The 17,485-nt window shown below is 39.1% G+C and carries 21 protein-coding genes; 13 read left to right on the plus strand and 8 right to left on the minus strand.

Annotated elements, in window-relative coordinates; genetic code table 11:
• Nucleotides 1-344 precede the first annotated feature (344 nt).
• The 10 genes from GD441_RS07255 to GD441_RS07300 all read left to right on the plus strand — a co-directional run bounded on the left by GD441_RS07255 (nt 345) and on the right by GD441_RS07300 (nt 9,416).
• Entirely contained in the window at nt 345-1,325 is a 981-nt protein-coding gene (locus GD441_RS07255; protein ID WP_153125229.1) for a nuclease-related domain-containing protein, read from the plus strand.
• Between the two features lie 185 nt (nt 1,326-1,510).
• Nucleotides 1,511-2,704 carry a PDZ domain-containing protein gene (locus tag GD441_RS07260; RefSeq protein ID WP_153125231.1) on the plus strand — a complete coding sequence of 398 codons (1,194 nt, stop codon included), beginning with the start codon at nt 1,511-1,513 and terminating at the stop codon, nt 2,702-2,704.
• A 1,757-nt stretch (nt 2,705-4,461) separates the two neighbouring features.
• Nucleotides 4,462-4,800, plus strand: a complete 339-nt coding sequence (locus tag GD441_RS07265; protein WP_153125233.1) for a sulfurtransferase — start codon at nt 4,462-4,464, stop codon at nt 4,798-4,800.
• A gap of 19 nt (nt 4,801-4,819) precedes the next feature.
• On the plus strand, nt 4,820-5,080 hold the full coding sequence (locus tag GD441_RS07270; RefSeq protein ID WP_153125235.1) for a metal-sensitive transcriptional regulator: 261 nt from the start codon (nt 4,820-4,822) through the stop codon (nt 5,078-5,080).
• A 134-nt stretch (nt 5,081-5,214) separates the two neighbouring features.
• Nucleotides 5,215-5,694 (plus strand): DsrE/DsrF/DrsH-like family protein, encoded by a 480-nt coding sequence (locus GD441_RS07275; protein WP_153125237.1) that lies wholly within the window; start codon nt 5,215-5,217, stop codon nt 5,692-5,694.
• Between the two features lie 83 nt (nt 5,695-5,777).
• Nucleotides 5,778-6,074 (plus strand): rhodanese-like domain-containing protein, encoded by a 297-nt coding sequence (locus GD441_RS07280; protein WP_153125239.1) that lies wholly within the window; start codon nt 5,778-5,780, stop codon nt 6,072-6,074.
• Nucleotides 6,075-6,104: 30 nt separating this feature from the next.
• A complete protein-coding gene (locus tag GD441_RS07285; protein WP_153125241.1) occupies nt 6,105-6,680 on the plus strand; it encodes a sulfurtransferase TusA family protein in 576 nt (191 codons plus the stop codon).
• Nucleotides 6,681-6,722: 42 nt separating this feature from the next.
• Nucleotides 6,723-7,853, plus strand: a complete 1,131-nt coding sequence (locus GD441_RS07290) for an MBL fold metallo-hydrolase (RefSeq protein WP_191992121.1) — start codon at nt 6,723-6,725, stop codon at nt 7,851-7,853.
• 326 nt (nt 7,854-8,179) lie between these two features.
• Nucleotides 8,180-8,407 carry a sulfurtransferase TusA family protein gene (locus tag GD441_RS07295; protein ID WP_153125245.1) on the plus strand — a complete coding sequence of 76 codons (228 nt, stop codon included), beginning with the start codon at nt 8,180-8,182 and terminating at the stop codon, nt 8,405-8,407.
• A 232-nt stretch (nt 8,408-8,639) separates the two neighbouring features.
• Nucleotides 8,640-9,416 carry a sulfite exporter TauE/SafE family protein gene (locus tag GD441_RS07300; protein WP_153125247.1) on the plus strand — a complete coding sequence of 259 codons (777 nt, stop codon included), beginning with the start codon at nt 8,640-8,642 and terminating at the stop codon, nt 9,414-9,416.
• A gap of 47 nt (nt 9,417-9,463) precedes the next feature.
• Here GD441_RS07300 and GD441_RS07305 read toward each other — a convergent pair whose 3' ends face one another.
• The 5 genes from GD441_RS07305 to GD441_RS07325 all read right to left on the minus strand — a co-directional run bounded on the left by GD441_RS07305 (nt 9,464) and on the right by GD441_RS07325 (nt 12,159).
• Complete coding sequence (locus GD441_RS07305; RefSeq protein WP_153125249.1) at nt 9,464-10,324, minus strand: DUF421 domain-containing protein; 861 nt, start codon at nt 10,322-10,324, stop codon at nt 9,464-9,466.
• 33 nt (nt 10,325-10,357) lie between these two features.
• The gene (locus GD441_RS07310; protein ID WP_153125251.1) at nt 10,358-10,564 is read right to left on the minus strand and encodes a DUF1657 domain-containing protein; all 207 of its coding nucleotides are present in this window, start codon (nt 10,562-10,564) and stop codon (nt 10,358-10,360) included.
• 57 nt (nt 10,565-10,621) lie between these two features.
• Nucleotides 10,622-11,632 carry a stage V sporulation protein AD gene (spoVAD, locus tag GD441_RS07315; RefSeq protein WP_153125253.1) on the minus strand — a complete coding sequence of 337 codons (1,011 nt, stop codon included), beginning with the start codon at nt 11,630-11,632 and terminating at the stop codon, nt 10,622-10,624.
• Nucleotides 11,626-11,847 (minus strand): hypothetical protein, encoded by a 222-nt coding sequence (locus GD441_RS07320; protein ID WP_153125256.1) that lies wholly within the window; start codon nt 11,845-11,847, stop codon nt 11,626-11,628. The genes spoVAD and GD441_RS07320 overlap by 7 nt, the downstream gene beginning before the upstream one ends.
• Nucleotides 11,848-11,952: 105 nt before the next feature.
• Nucleotides 11,953-12,159, minus strand: a complete 207-nt coding sequence (locus tag GD441_RS07325) for a DUF1657 domain-containing protein (RefSeq protein WP_153125258.1) — start codon at nt 12,157-12,159, stop codon at nt 11,953-11,955.
• A 267-nt stretch (nt 12,160-12,426) separates the two neighbouring features.
• Between GD441_RS07325 and GD441_RS07330 the strand changes: the two genes are divergently transcribed.
• A complete protein-coding gene (locus tag GD441_RS07330) occupies nt 12,427-12,774 on the plus strand; it encodes a YkgJ family cysteine cluster protein (protein ID WP_153125260.1) in 348 nt (115 codons plus the stop codon).
• A gap of 102 nt (nt 12,775-12,876) precedes the next feature.
• Here GD441_RS07330 and GD441_RS07335 read toward each other — a convergent pair whose 3' ends face one another.
• The 3 genes from GD441_RS07335 to GD441_RS07345 all read right to left on the minus strand — a co-directional run bounded on the left by GD441_RS07335 (nt 12,877) and on the right by GD441_RS07345 (nt 14,489).
• The gene (locus GD441_RS07335; protein WP_153125261.1) at nt 12,877-13,059 is read right to left on the minus strand and encodes a hypothetical protein; all 183 of its coding nucleotides are present in this window, start codon (nt 13,057-13,059) and stop codon (nt 12,877-12,879) included.
• A gap of 11 nt (nt 13,060-13,070) precedes the next feature.
• On the minus strand, nt 13,071-13,937 hold the full coding sequence (locus GD441_RS07340; protein WP_153125263.1) for a permease: 867 nt from the start codon (nt 13,935-13,937) through the stop codon (nt 13,071-13,073).
• A gap of 105 nt (nt 13,938-14,042) precedes the next feature.
• A complete protein-coding gene (locus GD441_RS07345; protein WP_153125265.1) occupies nt 14,043-14,489 on the minus strand; it encodes a MarR family winged helix-turn-helix transcriptional regulator in 447 nt (148 codons plus the stop codon).
• Nucleotides 14,490-14,789: 300 nt separating this feature from the next.
• Between GD441_RS07345 and GD441_RS07350 the strand changes: the two genes are divergently transcribed.
• Together GD441_RS07350 and GD441_RS07355 are read left to right on the plus strand one after the other, a co-directional pair.
• Entirely contained in the window at nt 14,790-15,473 is a 684-nt protein-coding gene (locus GD441_RS07350; protein ID WP_153125267.1) for a response regulator transcription factor, read from the plus strand.
• Complete coding sequence (locus GD441_RS07355; RefSeq protein WP_225434165.1) at nt 15,463-16,878, plus strand: HAMP domain-containing sensor histidine kinase; 1,416 nt, start codon at nt 15,463-15,465, stop codon at nt 16,876-16,878. Before GD441_RS07350 ends, GD441_RS07355 begins: the two co-directional genes overlap by 11 nt.
• Nucleotides 16,879-17,485: the final 607 nt, after the last annotated feature.

The raw sequence follows: 17,485 nt of genomic DNA on the forward strand, positions 1-17,485 counted from the left end.
AATACGGAGAACGGGTTGGATTATTTCGAATGGGTTGAATAATTAAGAGAACGGGTTGGATTATTTCGAATGGGTTGAATAATTAAGAGAACGGGTTGAATTATTTGGAGAACGGGTTGGATTATTTAAAGAACGGGTTGGATTATTTCGAATGGGTTGAATAATACGGAGAACGGGTTGAATAATTAAGAGAACGGGTTGAATTATTTAAAGAATGGGTTGAATAATACGAAGAACGGGTTGAATTATTTAAAGAACGGATTGAATAAATTCAGGAGAACATGGCAGGATTTTTTCAGAATAAGCAAGAAATAATAATAATGAAATGAAAGGAGTGTAGTCATTTGATTGTAAAAGAAAGGAAAAAATCATTAAAATTGTTGAAGTTAGAAGCTTTGGATCGGCGGCTTTCTCTCGAACATCCAAAGAAAAAAGAAGTCCAATTAGAGTTAGGAAAAGCTTCCGCCGGATATCATGGTGAATGTTCTTTAGATTATTATATAAGCTTCCTGGCTAATCAAAACCTCTACATTTTTCATGACCTCAGACTTTCCTCAGGTACCTATCATTTTCAAATTGACACATTGATGGTTTCACCAGCTTTTATGCTTCTCTTAGAGATAAAAAACATTTCCGGGACATTGAGTTTTGATCACCATTTTAATCAACTGATAAAAACGATCGATGGTGAGGATGTTGTTTTTTCTGATCCTATTCAGCAGGTGAAGCATCAGAAATTCCAATTATCCCAATGGCTACAAAAACATAATTTGCCTTCTCTTCCCATTGAATTCCTCGTTGTCGTTTCCAATTTATCCGCTCAAATTAAAAAGGTTTCAAAGTCCGATGCCGTAATACGCAGCAGCCAGTTTGTAGAGAAAGTGCAGAGCTTATATACACAATATAAACAGAATGTCTTACAAAAATGCGAGTTACAGAAATTGGAAAACATCCTTCTAAAAAACGATACTCCATATAATCCAGATATTCTTGCCCATTTTAAAATCAATCCATCTGACATTTTGACAGGAGTAGTATGTCCATTTTGTTCTAGCATTCCTATGATAAGAAATAAGGGAAAATGGACATGTCCTACATGCAATCAAACAAGCCACAATGCTCATTTGGATGCGTTACGTGATTTTGCACTACTGTTTCAGCCGTCCATTCAGAATAGGCAGGTCAAAGAGTTTCTACATCTTTATTCGAGTTCGGGAGCCCATAAGCTGCTTTCCACTCTCCATCTTCCTTATGAAGGTACCACCAAGGCGAGGGTCTATTCGTTGGAAGGGTTTTTGTGTAACATGTTTGAGTGGAAAAAATGAACTCTGCATACGGTGAAGGGGAGGTAGACCGTTCAGAATAAACAGGGGCCACCAAATGATAGAGCGATCATTGGAAGAAAATCAGTATAAAAATAAAAGCTTGTCGTTAATCTTTTTTACAATAAGTTTTTATTTTTGATAGAATAGGAAATAATAGATTGTTTGGAAAAGGACGGTTGATAAGGGTGGCACAGCAGTGGATGATGGAGTTTTTGATAGGTTTAGGAAAAATGTTTTCCCACCCGATCTTTTATTTCGCCTTTTTTGCATGTATTTTTATGGGGTATTTACGTGTAAAGCGTGAACGAAAAGACTTTAATATCCGGGCCCAGAACGGGTATTTTGAATTGAGAAATTTGCTGCCGGCAGGTCTGGTGATGGGTGGGATCCTTTCCATTCTAACAGTTGCTCTCGGGATCACCGTTCCGTTTGCAGCGATCATCCTAGCAGAAGCGCTAACATTTCTTATCCTACTGACTCTAAAATTTAGATTGTTATCCCCAGTTTATACACTCGGATTGACGTTTTTTATCGTATTTTTTACATATGACCAACATATTGAAGTGCCAATTTTTTCATCAGCCTTCAAAAACCTGGAGCCAATCTACCCATCTATTCCGTTTTTAATGGGACTATTACTAGTAGTAGAAGGCCTTTTAATTTCTCGAAATGCTTATAAAGGGACTTCTCCCAAAATGATTACCTCCAAGCGGGGACTTCCGGCGGGAGTGCATGTTTCAAGAAGGTTATGGATGGTACCCTTTTTCGTTTTTCTGCCTGCTGGAGAGTTATCATCTCCATTTGAATGGTGGCCGGTGCTCCAAGGACCTGGCAGTTCACAATTTACACCCGTTGTCATTCCGTTTTTAATCGGCTTTTCTCAGCAGGTTCAAGGCCTGCTGCCGAAAGAATCGATCAAAATGAATGGAAACCGAGTGATCGCATTGGGAGTCATTGTGACGCTGGTTGCAATGGGAGGCTATTGGTACCCGCTCTTATCTATCGCAGCAGTTGCTTTAGGATTGCTTGGAAGAGAGAGCATAACCTTCTATCAGCGGTTATTTGAAGAAAGACTGCCATTCTACTTCTCTTATAGAGACCGCGGAGTGATGATTCTTGGAATTATTCCGAACTCTCCGGCTGAAAAAATGGGGCTCGAAATCGGAGAAATCGTGACCAAAGTAAATGGTGTTCCTGTCAACAACAAAAAGCAATTTTATGAAGCATTGATGAAAAACCGCGCGCACTGTAAGCTAGAGGTCTTAGATTCGAATGACCAAATTCGTTTTGTGCAACGTGCTCTATTTGAAGGAGAGCATCACGAGCTCGGCATCCTATTTGTTCAGCAGCAGAAGCGCGGAAAACAGGAAGCGGTATAATTGTAATTTTTCAATAACTTCCGGAACGCCGTCCTAATTTATCGGAATGGAATTCAAAATCTATCGGAATGCTTCCAAAATCTAATGGAATGTGCTTTTTTACTAAAAGGATTAAATACCATATGACTTTAAAAGCCGTAGTCCTTTGTAATAGGATTACGGCTTGAAGAATTAATGGCCATTGAAAATAAACTATCTTTTAGATTTCCTGAAACTCTTCGTCAATTTTTCCTAAATGATTTCTCGTCCCTACGGTTTATCAGTAAAAACATAATCAATTCCGTAATCAGACTTTGATTTTATGACATAGTTTGCAATCTTTTGTTTTTGCTCTGCTTAATGTATTTTTATCAAAAATCATTTGTATGTCCTCTAAAGCCTGATATGTTGATTCTATCTAGGCATGTCGGGTACATTCGAGTTATGAGGTGGAACAGGTCTAAAACCACCTTCTGGAGACCATAGCTGCCAAAATAATCCTTGAGGATTTGTGGCGAAACAATTTCTTTTTTCTCCATAGCTTGTATTACAGAAATTGAGTGTATTTGATCCATCCGTAAATAACCAGGATTATTATCGAGCAATTTCTCTTTAGATAATTGTAAAATCTTTTCCACTTTACTTTGGACAGAGGAAGGGAATTACTTGTAGGAGCATTTAAAGGTAATTTAGGGATCCCATAAAAAAATGCCAAGATCTTTAATTTAACAAAGTATCCTGGCTTTCATTGTAGATGTTGGACTATTTATTAAAATACAGAAATTACCAGTATTTTCAATGCACATTCTTAGTTAGATTTTTTTTTTGTGTATTTGAAAGCTAAAAAAACGACCGCGATAATTAGACCTATAAACAGGTATCCACCAGCAGATGTTAAAAAAGTTATCAAATAAAATCACCTCAATTAAATTAGTTTACTCTAGTGGTCAACTTTTTATCCTTAATTTTCGATTCTAAGTAAATATCCCATTCTCCCCCGACATATGTATTAAGAGTTAAAGTGTACCTGATGTACTACTTCCGAATATAAAAAAAGTTAGAGCTATTACTGCAACTAAATTTGATCTTTTTCTAAATATGATATTCCTCCTGGTTTAAGTTTTCTATACTGCAGTAAAGGCCTTTACTAACCTAATAATACCATTTATGTAAAAAATATACTATTTTCATAATCTCCTAAATTTGGAGGGAATATATTATTTATAAGGATTCAGGTACATATATCTTAACTTTTACTCAAATTTATATAGCTACAGGAATAAATTTGAAACTATCTGAAATGACTGGCGGATTGCCTGCAGTCCCATTCAATATAAAACCCTCGACAACTCCTATTGGAACGGTACGTACGGTGGTGTGAGAGGTCGGGGGTTAGTCACCCCCTCCTACTCGATTATTTTAGAAGTTTTTGATTTTAGAAAAGCGCGTTTAGATTAGTCTCCGTCAGAAAAATGCAATACGCCATTAGGTATTAAGAGTGAACGGGTTGAATTATTTTAAGAACGGGTTGAATTGTTTCGAGAATGGGTTGAATCATTTCAAGAATGGGTTGAATAATTTTAAGAACGGGTTGAATTATCTCAAGAACGGGTTGAATTATTAAAAAAACGGGTTGAATTCCGAGTTCGAGCATTTGACATCTAGAGTGTTTCAGTCCATATTCAGTCTCTCCCCTTGCAAAAGTCTTGATTATATACCATAAGGGGTATATAATGTATTCTACAAATAGAATTTTACCTTATAAGGAGAGGATCAGGTTGATGATTGCAATCCTTTTATTTTTAGCTGTATTGATCCCTTTTTATAAAAGATATATACCTGTACGAAATATTCCTTGTGTCAGTTTAGAATCCTTGGATCGTGAGAACACGGTGGTTTTGGATATTAGGGATTATAATGTTTCCGATAAAAATGAAGTTCGTGAGGCAATTAAATTGCCGCTTGCTTATATAAACAGAAATAGTAAGGATATACCAAGCAATAGAATCTATCTGGTTGTTTCTAACCATTTGGAAAAAAATCTGGGGATCCGTCTTTTGCGTAAAAAGGGATTTCATGTTGTCGGATTTACTTTTTCAGACTGCAATTGTCCATAAAAAGGAGGGAAAATAAAAATTGGTCTACGACTCAAACACCAAAAATCGCATCAAGAGAGTAGAGGGACAGCTAAGGGGGATTTTAAAAATGATGGATGAAGAGAAGGAATGTAAGGAGGTTGTTACCCAATTATCAGCTGTCCGCTCCGCTATTGATCGAGCTATAGCTGTTATTGTTAGCTCCAATCTCGAGCAATGTATCCGTGACGCGGTTGAAACAGGTGAAGAGACTTCTAACTATATAGATGAGGCTGTAAAGCTATTAGTAAAAAGCAGATAATGGGATTGACATTTTATTTTTTTTACCGTAATATATACCCTGACAGGTATTTTTATCATTTTCATATTGTAAATGAGCAAAAATTTTTTTAAGAAAAAATATACCTATAGGGGTAATTGAAGGGAGAAAAATACATGGAAAACAAAAAGAAAACGACCATTGTTCTTTTCAGCGGTGATTATGATAAAGCGATGGCAGCTTATATCATTGCAAACGGGGCCGCAGCTTATGATCATGAAGTAACCATTTTCCATACATTCTGGGGCTTGAACGCTCTCAGAAAAGATGAACCGATTAAGGTGAAAAAAAACTTTATGGAAAAATTGTTTGGAAAAATGATGCCCCGGGGGGCAAATAAAATGGGGCTATCCAAAATGAACTTTGCCGGATTTGGTCCTAAAATGATCAAGGATATTATAAAGAAGCATAATGCGTTGCCCCTTCCAGATTTGATCGAGATGGCTAAAGAACAGGGGGTTAAGCTTGTAGCATGCCAAATGACTGTTGATCTTCTAGGCTTGAAGCCTGAAGAAATTATGGATGGCGTAGAGTTTGCTGGAGTTGCAGCTTATTTAGCCGATGCTTCTGAGGGGAATGTGAACCTGTTTATTTAAAAGGTGCCTGTCCATCTGACTACCGATGTTATTTTTCAAAGTAACAAACGTCGTTGATATAAAAGTAAAGGAGGCGAAAACGAATGAATGTGATGTCTGCAAAGGAAGTAGAAGAAAAACTATTGGCTGGAGAAGCCTTGAACATCATTGATGTTCGTGAAGTGAATGAGGTAAAAGAGGGGAAGATCCCATCAGCCATTAACATTCCTTTAGGGCTCTTGGAATTTCGTATGCATGAATTAGACAAATCAAAGGAATACATCCTAGTATGCCGTTCAGGAAACCGCAGTGGAATTGCAGCAAGATTCCTTGAAGGTCAAGGCTTCCAGGTCATTAATATGACTGGAGGGATGATGAATTGGGAAGGACCTGTTGAATAATTATAAAAACAGTTGCAGGAGGATTTTTCAATGGAAGCAATAAGAACAAATTTGACAGTCGATGCAAAGGGCATGGCTTGCCCGATGCCAATTGTAAAAACCAAAAAGGCCATCAATGATTTAAATCCTGGAGAGGTCTTGGAGGTACTGGCTACAGACAAAGGCTCGAAAGCGGATATTCAAGCATGGTCAAAAAGTTCTGGTCATCAATATTTAGGAACAATTGAAGAGGGTGGTGTCCTAAAGCATTATATTCGAAAAGCCAGCTCCAATGAAGAAAAGGAGGAGAAAAAATACCCTCATGTCATTTCGAATGAGGAATTGATAGAAAAACTGGAATCGGGAGAATCCGTTTCCGTGCTTGATGTCAGGGAGCCTGCAGAATTCGCATTCGGCCACATACCGAACGCCAAGTCCATTCCGTTTGGAGAATTAGAAGCTCGCATTGCAGAGCTGGATCAAAGCACTCCGATGTATGTTATTTGCCGAACAGGAACACGCAGTGACATGGCTTGTCAGGTTTTAGCCGATCATGGCTTTCAAAATGTCGTAAATGTTGTACCGGGAATGTCCAATTGGGACGGTCCTGTAGACAGTTCTATTTAATAAATTTTTTTTAATAAAAATATACCTTAGGGGGTAATTGGGATGAAAGCAATGACTGCGAAAGAAGTAGCAGAAGCAGTAGTAAACAAAAACGAATTGTTTATTTTAGACGTACGGAATGAAAGTGATTATAACGATTGGAAAATTGAAGGAGAGGCAGTAACATCCATCAATATTCCTTATTTTGATCTAATTGATGGGGTAGACCATATTCTTGAAAAATTGCCTAAAGACCGCACAATCCTTGTCGTATGTGCCAAAGAAGGCTCATCTAAATTTGTCGCAGAAGCATTAGAGGAAGCTGGTTTAACAAAGGTTGCCTACCTAGAAGGCGGAATGAAATCCTGGAGTGAATATTTGTACAAAACGGAAGTATATGCGGATGAGCATATAAAAGTATATCAATATATCCGTGTAGGTAAAGGATGTCTATCCTACATGGTTGTTTCAGGAAGGGAGGCACTCATTGTCGATCCTTCAAGATTTATCGATGTATATGAAGCAGATGCAGCAAATGAAGGAGTTAAAATCACACATATTGTGGACTCTCACTTGCATGCTGACCATATTTCAGGCGGGAAAGAATTAGCGGAACGCACCGGAGCAAAATACTACATTATGAAAAGCGAAGGGGCTGTATTTGAGTTTAATGCCCTAGAAAATCATGAAGAAATCATCTTTGAAGATGTAAAGCTGGAAGTATTAGCTGTAAAAACACCAGGCCATACCCCTGGAAGTGTTTCATTCTTAGTAAATAATAAGCTGTTATTCTCTGGTGATACCATTTTTGTTGGAGGCCTTGGTCGTCCAGATTTGGGTGGTAAGGTAGCTGAATGGGCTCAAGACTTGTATGAAACAGTTTATGAAAAAGTAGCCACCTTTGCTGATGATGTGTTGGTTCTTCCAGGACATTATGCGAATTTGGATGATGAAATGAATCAAGACGGATTGATCGGAGATTTGCTTGGAAATATCCGCTCAAGAAACGAACTTTTGCAGGATATAGATAAAGAGAAGTTTGTCGACATGGTTGTGGCTAATGCGAATACAGAAACTCCGCCTAACTTTGAAGAAATTGTAGCGATTAACAGAGGCGTAGTAGAAGCTGATAAGGAGAAACAGCAAGAGCTTGAAATCGGTCCAAACCGTTGTGCATTGCACCACACTCATTAATAGTATTTTACTAAGGTTGTTTTCATAAAGTTTGTTGCTTTTTTAATGTAATGTAACGCTACAGATTGTAGCGGAGGGCACTTGACTCCTCAAAAATGCATTCGCATTTCCTTCGTGCGGTGTTTATTCGAGGAAGCTTATTCAATGTCCTGCGGGAAAAAGAGGGAAGTGGGAGACCCCACAGGCGGTAACGCTGAGGAGTGACATCCCTCCCCGCAGAAAGCAAGTGCCTCTCGCTGCAATCAACGAGCAAACTTTATAGTCTTAAAACAACAATCTATGCGAAAAGAGACTTTACAAAAAATGAATAGGAGGAAAAGAAGAATATGAAAGCAGATAAAGTTTTAGACGCAAAAGGACTTGCATGTCCCATGCCAATCGTAAAAACAAAGAAAGCAATTGGAGAAATGGAATCAGGCCAAGTACTTGAAATTCATACAACTGATAAAGGCTCTGTGAAAGACCTTGCTGCTTGGACTCAATCTACAGGACATGAGCTTCTCCGTCATGAAGAGGATCACGGAGTATTGAAGTTCTGGGTAAAGAAAGCGTAAGACAAGGGGGAGAGGGGGTTCCGCTCCCTTCAGACTGTTGACAAACGCTCGCATTCTTCGTCACGCCCCTACTCCGGTGCTCATTACCATTTAGGGTAACTCCGCTCCTCGCACGGGTTCGTTCCTCGACTGACAAGCGTTTTCAATCAGTCTGAATATGCGAGAAATATACTTTGTCTACAACTTAAAGGGGGTTCCGCTCCCTTTTCTACTTTAAAAGGAGGGGAACAGGATGGATTTTGCCTTCATCATTACGATTTTTCTCATTGGTTTTATCGGTTCCTTCATTTCTGGAATGGTGGGAATTGGAGGATCCATTATTAAATACCCCATGCTATTATATATTCCACCACTGTTCGGACTGGCCGCCTTTAGTGCCCACGAAGTGTCAGGAATAAGTGCGGTTCAAGTGTTCTTTGCCACGATCGGTGGAGTATGGGCTTACCGAAAAGGCGGATATTTAAATAAGACATTGATTATGTATATGGGTATTAGTATCTTGGTTGGAAGCTTTGCCGGAAGCTACGGATCAAGATTTATGTCAGAGGGTGGCATTAATTTAGTCTATGGTATTTTGGCACTCATTGCGGCTGTCATGATGTTCATACCTAAGAAAAATCTTGATGATATTCCTTTAGATCAAGTGAAGTTTAATAAATGGATTGCCGCTATTTCTTCTTTAATTGTTGGAATTGGTGCAGGGATCGTTGGAGCTGCAGGGGCATTCTTATTAGTTCCAATCATGCTTGTTGTGTTAAAAATACCGACTAGAATGACGATTGCAACATCTTTAGCGATTACCTTTATTTCGTCCATTGGCTCGACGGTAGGGAAAATTACAACGGGGCAGGTTGACTTTTGGCCAGCATTGATTATGGTAGTTGCAAGCCTGATTGCCTCTCCGCTCGGTGCCAACGCAGGTAAGAAAATGAACACAAAAATTCTGCAAATGGTCCTTGCTTTATTAATTTCGGCAACCGCAATAAAAATATGGATGGATATTTTATAAGGAAGATGACTCAAAAGGTTGGATAAAAGGACCTTTTGAGTCTATTCCTAATTCCTTAAAATATGTTCCACTTGATCAATGGCCTTTTGTAGTTTTTCACTATTTTTGCTATACATCTCTTTCGCTTCGTTATTTTCTGTGCCAAGTGCAAACAGCTCTAAGTCTGCCTGACATTTTTTCATTGTGGCAAGAATTAAAGGTTTTTCTGTAGGAGATGGAACTTGAAGAAGATCATCATAAAGGTCAATGGTTAATTGCCCATAGGAATCCACTTGTCCAAGAAAAACATTTTCAACCGTAACCCCTTGTTTTTCAAGTTCTGTTTTTACCCAGCTCCGGTTTCGACCGATTGTAGACAGCGGCTCATCTAATATTTTGCCATCCATTATGACGGTCTGAGGTTCATTAATCGGAGCAACATGTAAATTTAGGTCTTTCGCGGTTAAAGGTTGGTTTTCTTTTTTGAGCAGTACGCTTAAATCCCCAGTCGGCTCTAATACCGCAAATTCTACATCAGATACCTGGAAGACATCTTTCCTTCGCAGCAATTCCAGCAGCTCATCTGTTGTGTATCGTTCCTTTTTTAAATTTTCTTCCATTATTTTTCCGTCCTTGATGAAAACAGAGCCTTTTCCTTCTACAAAATTGCGAAAGGGTTTACTCTTTAAAGAAAGGAATCCAGCCAAAAAAGGGACAGTTGCAAAAGTCACAATTGCTAGTACACCTAAAGATATTTTTTGTTCAATTCCAGTAACAACTTCTGCTCCAATACTACCTATTGTGATACCATTGACATATTCGAAGAAAGAAAGCTGAGAGATCTGCTTTTTACCTAACCATTTTGTAATGAGGAAAAGGATAGCTAGAAACAATAAGCTCCGCACCACTATATTTAACCAATCAGGCATTGCTTAACACCTCCTGTAATAGAATGGTTCATTTTAAAAGCCATTGTATTGAAATTCCTCTCGCTCCAGCTCTCCAACACGTTTTTTTAAATCGGTTATTACTTCATGCACAATCATCATCGTTTCATGCAGAGTCCGTTTTGAATCACTGTCCTCTGTCCGTAACGCTAAACTGGATAAATTAGCCTCTATACCCTTGAGGCCAGAAAGAGTTTGTTTAACCTGTGATGCGACGGTCATCCTTCATCCTCCTTTTTCTTTAAAAAATTAAATTGCCTCACGACCTAATCATGGCTTTCATTCATCTTCGTATTCAATGGATACCGCATGGGCAATACAAGGAATGGATTCATTTTGTTGAAAGGATAACGGCGACAATAATGCACCTGTCGCGACAACCAATAATCGTTTGAATTCTCCTTTTTTCATACGGTTTAACAAATGACCATAAACAACCGTTGCTGAACAACCTGCCCCACTTGCTCCTGATTGAACAGGCTGCCCTTCTCGGTAAATCATTAGCCCGCAATCTTGATACTGATCTTCAGTGATTGACAACCCATGTTTTTTTAATAAATCAAGTGCAACCTCGTGTCCAATACGACCAAGATCTCCTGTTACAATCAAATCATAATAGGAGGGATCGAGATTTCGTTCGTTTAGATGAGCCTCAATCGTATCAACAGCGGCCGGAGCCATCGCCCCACCCATATTAAATGGATCAGTCAACCCCATATCAATCACACGGCCAATTGTGGCAGATGTCACTCGAGGTCCTTCTCCTGAATCACTTAAACAAGCGACTCCAGCACCTGTCACTGTCCATTGAGCAGTGGGGGGTTTTTGTCCGCCGTATTCAGTTGGATAACGAAACTGTTTTTCAACCGCTGCGTTATGACTAGAAGCCCCTGTTAACACATATTTAGCCCCTTTGGTATTCACAATATAAGCCCCAAGAGCTAGTCCTTCCATTGAGGTAGAACAGGCTCCAAACAAACCGAGATAAGGTGTTTTCAGCGTTCGTAAAGCGAAACTTGTGGGTGTAATCTGATTAATCAGGTCTCCTCCTAGGAAAAAGTGAATGTGCTCCTTTTGAAGATCGGCTTTTTCGATTGCTTTTTGACAAGCTTCTTCCAAAAGAACCTTATGGGCTTTTTCATAGGAATCTTGTCCTAACCATAAATCGGAATGAAGGAGATCAAAATCCTCTGCAAGTAATCCATTTGCTTCAAACGGTCCACCCACCGTTCCGGTTGAGAGAATGACAGGCTTTTGATCGAAGATCCATGTACGATGACCTTTTAGCATTGTATATTACCCCGCAGTCTATAAATCGTTTGAAGGGGGGCCATTACAAATGTGGAAAAGAAGCTTAATAATATGACCGGTCCAGATAGAATAAAATAATTACCGTCTACACCTAACACAAATTGTTTGATTCGATTTCTAACTAGTCTTGTTATTTCATGGTATTTTTGAATGGTTTTATTTCCCTGTGGAACAGATCTTTGATTATTTGACATGCCGATCCTCCTTCATTACGTTCTTTTTCTTTGTTACAAACCGTGCTTCAGTAAATGGAAGAAAAAAAGGTTGGTTAGGTTAACCAACCTTTTGACATTTCATAGCTATTGTTGTTTATATTGAGGCTCTTCTTCCTCAATTTGTTGAATACGTGGAGTGAGATTGTCAATAATCGCTTGTGTTTGTTGAGCAGCCTGTTGGTAAAGCTGTTTTGCTTGTTGATTGTCCGTACCAAGCGCAAAAGTTTCGAAGCTAGCTTGCGCACTTTTTAATCCTGCTAATGTTTGTTTAACTTGACTGATTACTGTCATGGTGATTTCCTCCTTGGTTACTTATTCGATTTTAGAATAATCAAAAGGGCTCTTTTTTATGTTTTGTAAATAAATCCTAATTTTCCAAGATTAGAAAGGAATATTTTTTGTGAGGACATCTAAAAAAAGCTATTCAAAAGACTCTTTTCGCATAGATTGTTGTTTATAAAAGGAACAAACTTTAAAAGGGAAAATGCAGTGATGTGTCTAATACTATATATCCAGAAAATTCAGCCTAATAGTATAAAAATGGAAGGGAGATTGTCTGTGGAAGCTTTGCCATGCCAAGGGTGCAAAGGTCTGTGCTGTGGACCTGTCCCTATTACAGAACGAGAATGGAAAAGAATAAAAAAGAAGATTAAAACGATGCCTTCTAAAAAACGGCTACAGTTAGAGAAACAAACTAGATTTTTCGGGACCTGTATGTTTTATGATTTAGAAAATGATCGATGCGGAATATATGCTGTAAGACCTGAAATTTGCCGGAAGTTTGGATATCATAAGAATATGCCTTGTTTCCGCAAACCAGAATTAGCTACAAGAGATCGGCTAGAATCTATGGAAAAATCTATAGGAATTTTAAGCATAGATTTTACTTGGAAGCATTTGAAATAAAAAAACGGCTGTTCCCAAAGCACCAGATCCCCATTTGCAGGTTTCCATTTCATAACGAAGGATCCGTAGTTCTTTTTCGGAACAGCCTTTATTTATTACGATCTAACAGCAGCCAGTCGTTTGCACATCACAGCATGACTCTTTGACTTGGATTTGGCAGCATGCATCTCCTTGATTATCATCATCCTTTATTTCTTTCACTTCAATGTCGCAGCAATCCTGCACTTCTTTTATTTCAATTTTGCAGCAATCTTTTTCTTTTTTACCAAAAATTTTGATTAACATAGTAAAACCTCCTATAGAATATAGAATAAAAAGCCTGATATCGTTGACATGCAGAACACAGAAACGATAAACGCAGAGACGAGTTTTTTCTTAAAAATGCTGTTTAATAATGTTATTTCTGGAAGGCTGGCACCGGCAGAGCTGATCATGAGAGCCATTACAGGCCCAAGAGCCATTCCTTTTGCAATCATGATTTGTGAAATCGGAATCATGGTCGACAGGCGAATGTACAAAGGAATGCCCAGAATTGCAGCGACCGGAACGAGCCACCAATTATCACCCCCTAAATACGTTGTAATCCATTCTGTTGGAACGGCTCCGTGGATGACAGCTCCAATCCCAGCTCCGATGATTAAGTAAGGAGAAACAGATTTCATAAGTGTTAGAGTTTCATTTAATGCAGCTTTGATATCAAGCTTTTTTTCCTGTGGATTGTAACCGGTCATGATGACCTTTTTCACTTGCTTTTCAAAATGTAGTTTTTCTAATAGGAATCCAATGAGGACAGAAAGGACGGATGTAATGAGCGTGTAGATCAGTGTTACTTTCCATCCTAGGATTGCGGTCATTAACGTGAGAATGGTCGGATCTAAAACAGGCGATGCAAATAGGAAAATCATGACGATGCCAAAGCGAACTTTTTTATTGAGCAGGTTTACGACGACAGGGATGGTGGAGCAGGAACAGAATGGCGTCACAAAAGCAAAGGCTAATGCTGCCAAGGCACTAACAAGTGGATGTGTTTTGGCCATCATTTGCTCCATTTTTTCATAGGGTATAATTCCTTGCAGCAGGCTGATCAGAAAAGAAATCCCGACAAACAAGACGGTTAGTTCTAACGCAATTCCAATAAAGCTTTTGATTATGTCTTCCCACATATGTTTCACCTCGGAAAATTATTTGCAAAATGCAAGTATTAAGTATTTTATTAGGAACTGAATGGTGTTTCAGCTCCTAAGTTTTAGAAAAAATGCCAATTCAGTCTACATAAACGGTTTGCAGCAGACGCTTGATTTGGCCATCGCATCGTTCAATAGCTTGATCGAACGCAGCACAGTGTCTCTTTCAAAATCATTCATATTGGAGAAAACTTCCTCAAGGTATTGCTTCATTTGTGTATCAATAGATGTGGCAACATATTTTCCTTCCGTAGTCAAAGAAAGGATATATACCCGTCGGTCTTCCGGTAACGGTGTTTTTTTCACAAGCCCCATCTTAATCAGGTTTTGAATTTGTCTGCTAAAGGTGGTAATATCCATCCCTAGTGCATTTGACACGGATTGCATGGAAGGGGAAGACTGTCGATCAATCTCAAACAAAATGTGGCTCTGGACGGTGGAAATATCAGCACCTCCGACAGAGCAGCAGTTTTTGTTTAGCAAACCAAAGCGACGCGTCAAAATTTGAAACAGCTCTCGCACATCTTCCATTTTTTCACCTCTGATCTAACTATAACTTATAATTTGCAAAATGCAAATAATTTCTTTGCGGAAAATGAAAAATTTTTCTGTTGTCTCTTGATTTATTTTATTATATGCTAGCAGTTTTTATTTGTGAATTACAAATGTTTTTGACTTCATCCTGACACAATTCGTTTGTACAATAAAAGGTGTCTTTCCATTTTTAAAAATGTCTCCTCGATTGGTGCAATCGGGGATTTTCTCTATAAAAAGTGTTCAACAGTAGGAAATGAATTGTTCTATAATGAAAAGGACAGGGAGCTGACAGGAATGCGTAAAATATTGGTCGTGGAAGATGAAAGGGCCATTAGCCAAGTGTTAAAGGTATACCTGCAAAAAGCAGGCTTTCATGTAACACAGGTTTTCAACGGGAATGATGCAGTTGACGTTTTTAATGAGCTAAATCCTGAACTGGTTCTGTTAGATGTGATGCTGCCGGGAAAAGATGGATGGTTGCTTCTCCATGAATTTCGCAAGCGCAGCTCTTGTCCCATTATTATGCTTACGGCTCTTGGTGATGTTCAAAATAGGCTCAATGGTTTAAATGATGGAGCAGATGATTATATTACAAAGCCGTTTGTCGCAGATGAAGTGGTAGCAAGGGTAAACGCTGTATTACGACGTTCTGGCAAAGTGATCGAGGAAGGAATCTTTCACTACGGTCACTTAAAAATAGATGTGAAATCTCATACGGTTTCTTTGAATGGAGTAGAAATTGCTTTGACACCAAGGGATCTATCTCTCCTCATCTTCTTATCTCAGCATCCGAATCAAACATTTACGAGGGAACAGCTGATCGAGAATGTTTGGGGGATGGATTATGACGGAAGTGACCGAGCTGTTGATTTAGCGATTAAGAGACTGAGAAAATCGTTGCAAAATTGGTCAACGGAAGAAGGAGAAATTAAAACACTTAGAGGATTGGGGTATCAGTTCTGTGTATATGAAAAATAAAAAAATTTCTTTGCTTCGCTATTGGACGACTTCGTATTTGGTTACTCTTTTCATAGGGTTGATTGTGATTGCCATAATATCCGCTCTATGGATTCGATATACGACCCTTGAAAATAGGTTAAACGTAACAAAATTTTTAGCTCAGGAAATTGCCGATCGTTATTCATATGGAAATGAAGGGAAAGAAATGCATCGACGCGGGGTCCCGGGCATTTTAGAAGACCGGCAGCGTTTTTTAAATCCAGAAAGCAAGCCTTCTATTTATATTTTAGATGAGAGTGGCAGGATTCTTGCTTCTAACCTACCTAATCCACACTATCGAAAAACACCGTTCCCTCCAAGTATTTTAGAAAACGATGAAGAGATTCAAAAAATCCAATTGGAGGGCAGAGGGGCCCCTGTTGTGTATGCTGTTAAAACTCCTATTGTTCAAAACGAAATGACGAGGGGTTGGGTCGTGATTTTGCAAACAGGGGAAGAGCTGACAAAGGTGAACCAGGAATATCGGCTTTTGGCAGTTATGCTCATAAGTTTAGGGCTATTGGGATGGCTGGTTATCTATTTTTTGACTAAAAAAGTGTCGCAGCCGATCCAGCTGGTTGCAGCGGCAGCCAATCAAATTCAAGATGGCGATTATAATATTACGTTAAAAGAAGAAAGAAAGATCCTTGAGGTAGATGAGCTTGTTCATTCCTTTAAAAATATGGCTGTTAGACTCAAGCAGCTTGAATCACTCCGAACTGAGCTGCTTGCCGGTGTTACGCACGAGCTCAAAACGCCTATAACCTCTATAAGTGGATTGCTTCAGGCCGTGAAGGAAGAAGTGGTAACGGGAGAGGATGCGAAGGAATTTATCGCTATTTCTTTAAAGGAAACAAAGCGCATGCAAAAAATGGTCGAGGATCTATTGGATTTTAATGCTTTTGCAGCGAACGCTGTTCCGGTTTTTAAAGAAGAACGCAAGCTGAATGATTTAGTAAAAGAAATTTGCTATCAATGGGGATTACCGCATGAAAATGATATTGCCTTTCAGTTGGATTTACCGGATCAGGAGTATGTAGTAGAGATTGATGCAATGCGGCTGCAGCAAATCCTCGTCAATTTATTCAACAATGCGATGCAGGCGATGGATGGGAAAGGAACGATCCAGGTAAAGCTGCTTCCAAAAGATTCCGATCACATCTCCATCGAAATTCGAGATTTTGGAAAAGGAATTCCTCCTCATGAGCAACCGTATATTTTTGAACGATTTTTTAGAGGAGAAAACAAAAAATATACAGTACGTGGTTTAGGACTCGGGCTTTCTTTTAGCAAAATGATGGCTCAAGCGATGGGAGGAGACCTGCTGTTAAAGGAAAGCTCGGAAAAGGGTACAACCTTTGAGTTGATCTTTCCATATAAATAAATGAGTGTATATAGAACTGTCTCGTAAAATCGGGGCAGTTTTTTTTATGAAATCTGAATAGTGGATGATGTTTAACGGGCTTACTGAGCACTTATAGCTAGCAGTTCAGATAAATCGGAATGATGGCTGATATCTAGCTGCTGACGACCGAAATCTTGTAGCTGACGACCGAAATCTTGTAGCTAACGACCGATAACTTGTTGCCGACGACCGATAACTTGTTTCTGACGACCGAAATCTTGCTGCTGACGACCGATATCTTGTTGTTGACGACCGATATTTTGTAGCTGACGACCGATAACTTGTTTCTGACGACCGATATCTTGCTGACGACCGATATCTTGCTACTGACGACCGATAACTTGTAGCTGACGACCGATATTTAGTTCCTTACCACCGATATTTCCTCCAAACCGCCCCCCTGTCGGCCGAAATGCCGGACTGATCGCGGGCTTCTCTCTTAATCTCGCGGGATGAATATGTGTAAGGCTGCCAATTTGGGAAAATTGTAGTCTTATCCGATTGTCATAAAAAAATTTCCTCTTGACATCTTGCTGACATATTTGGGTTGTAAAGTACAAGTATTAAAAGGTGCAGAGGGAAGCTG

Origin of the sequence: Peribacillus tepidiphilus (assembly GCF_009466385.1) — a bacterium.
GTDB lineage: Bacteria > Bacillota > Bacilli > Bacillales > DSM-1321 > Bacillus_BN > Bacillus_BN tepidiphilus.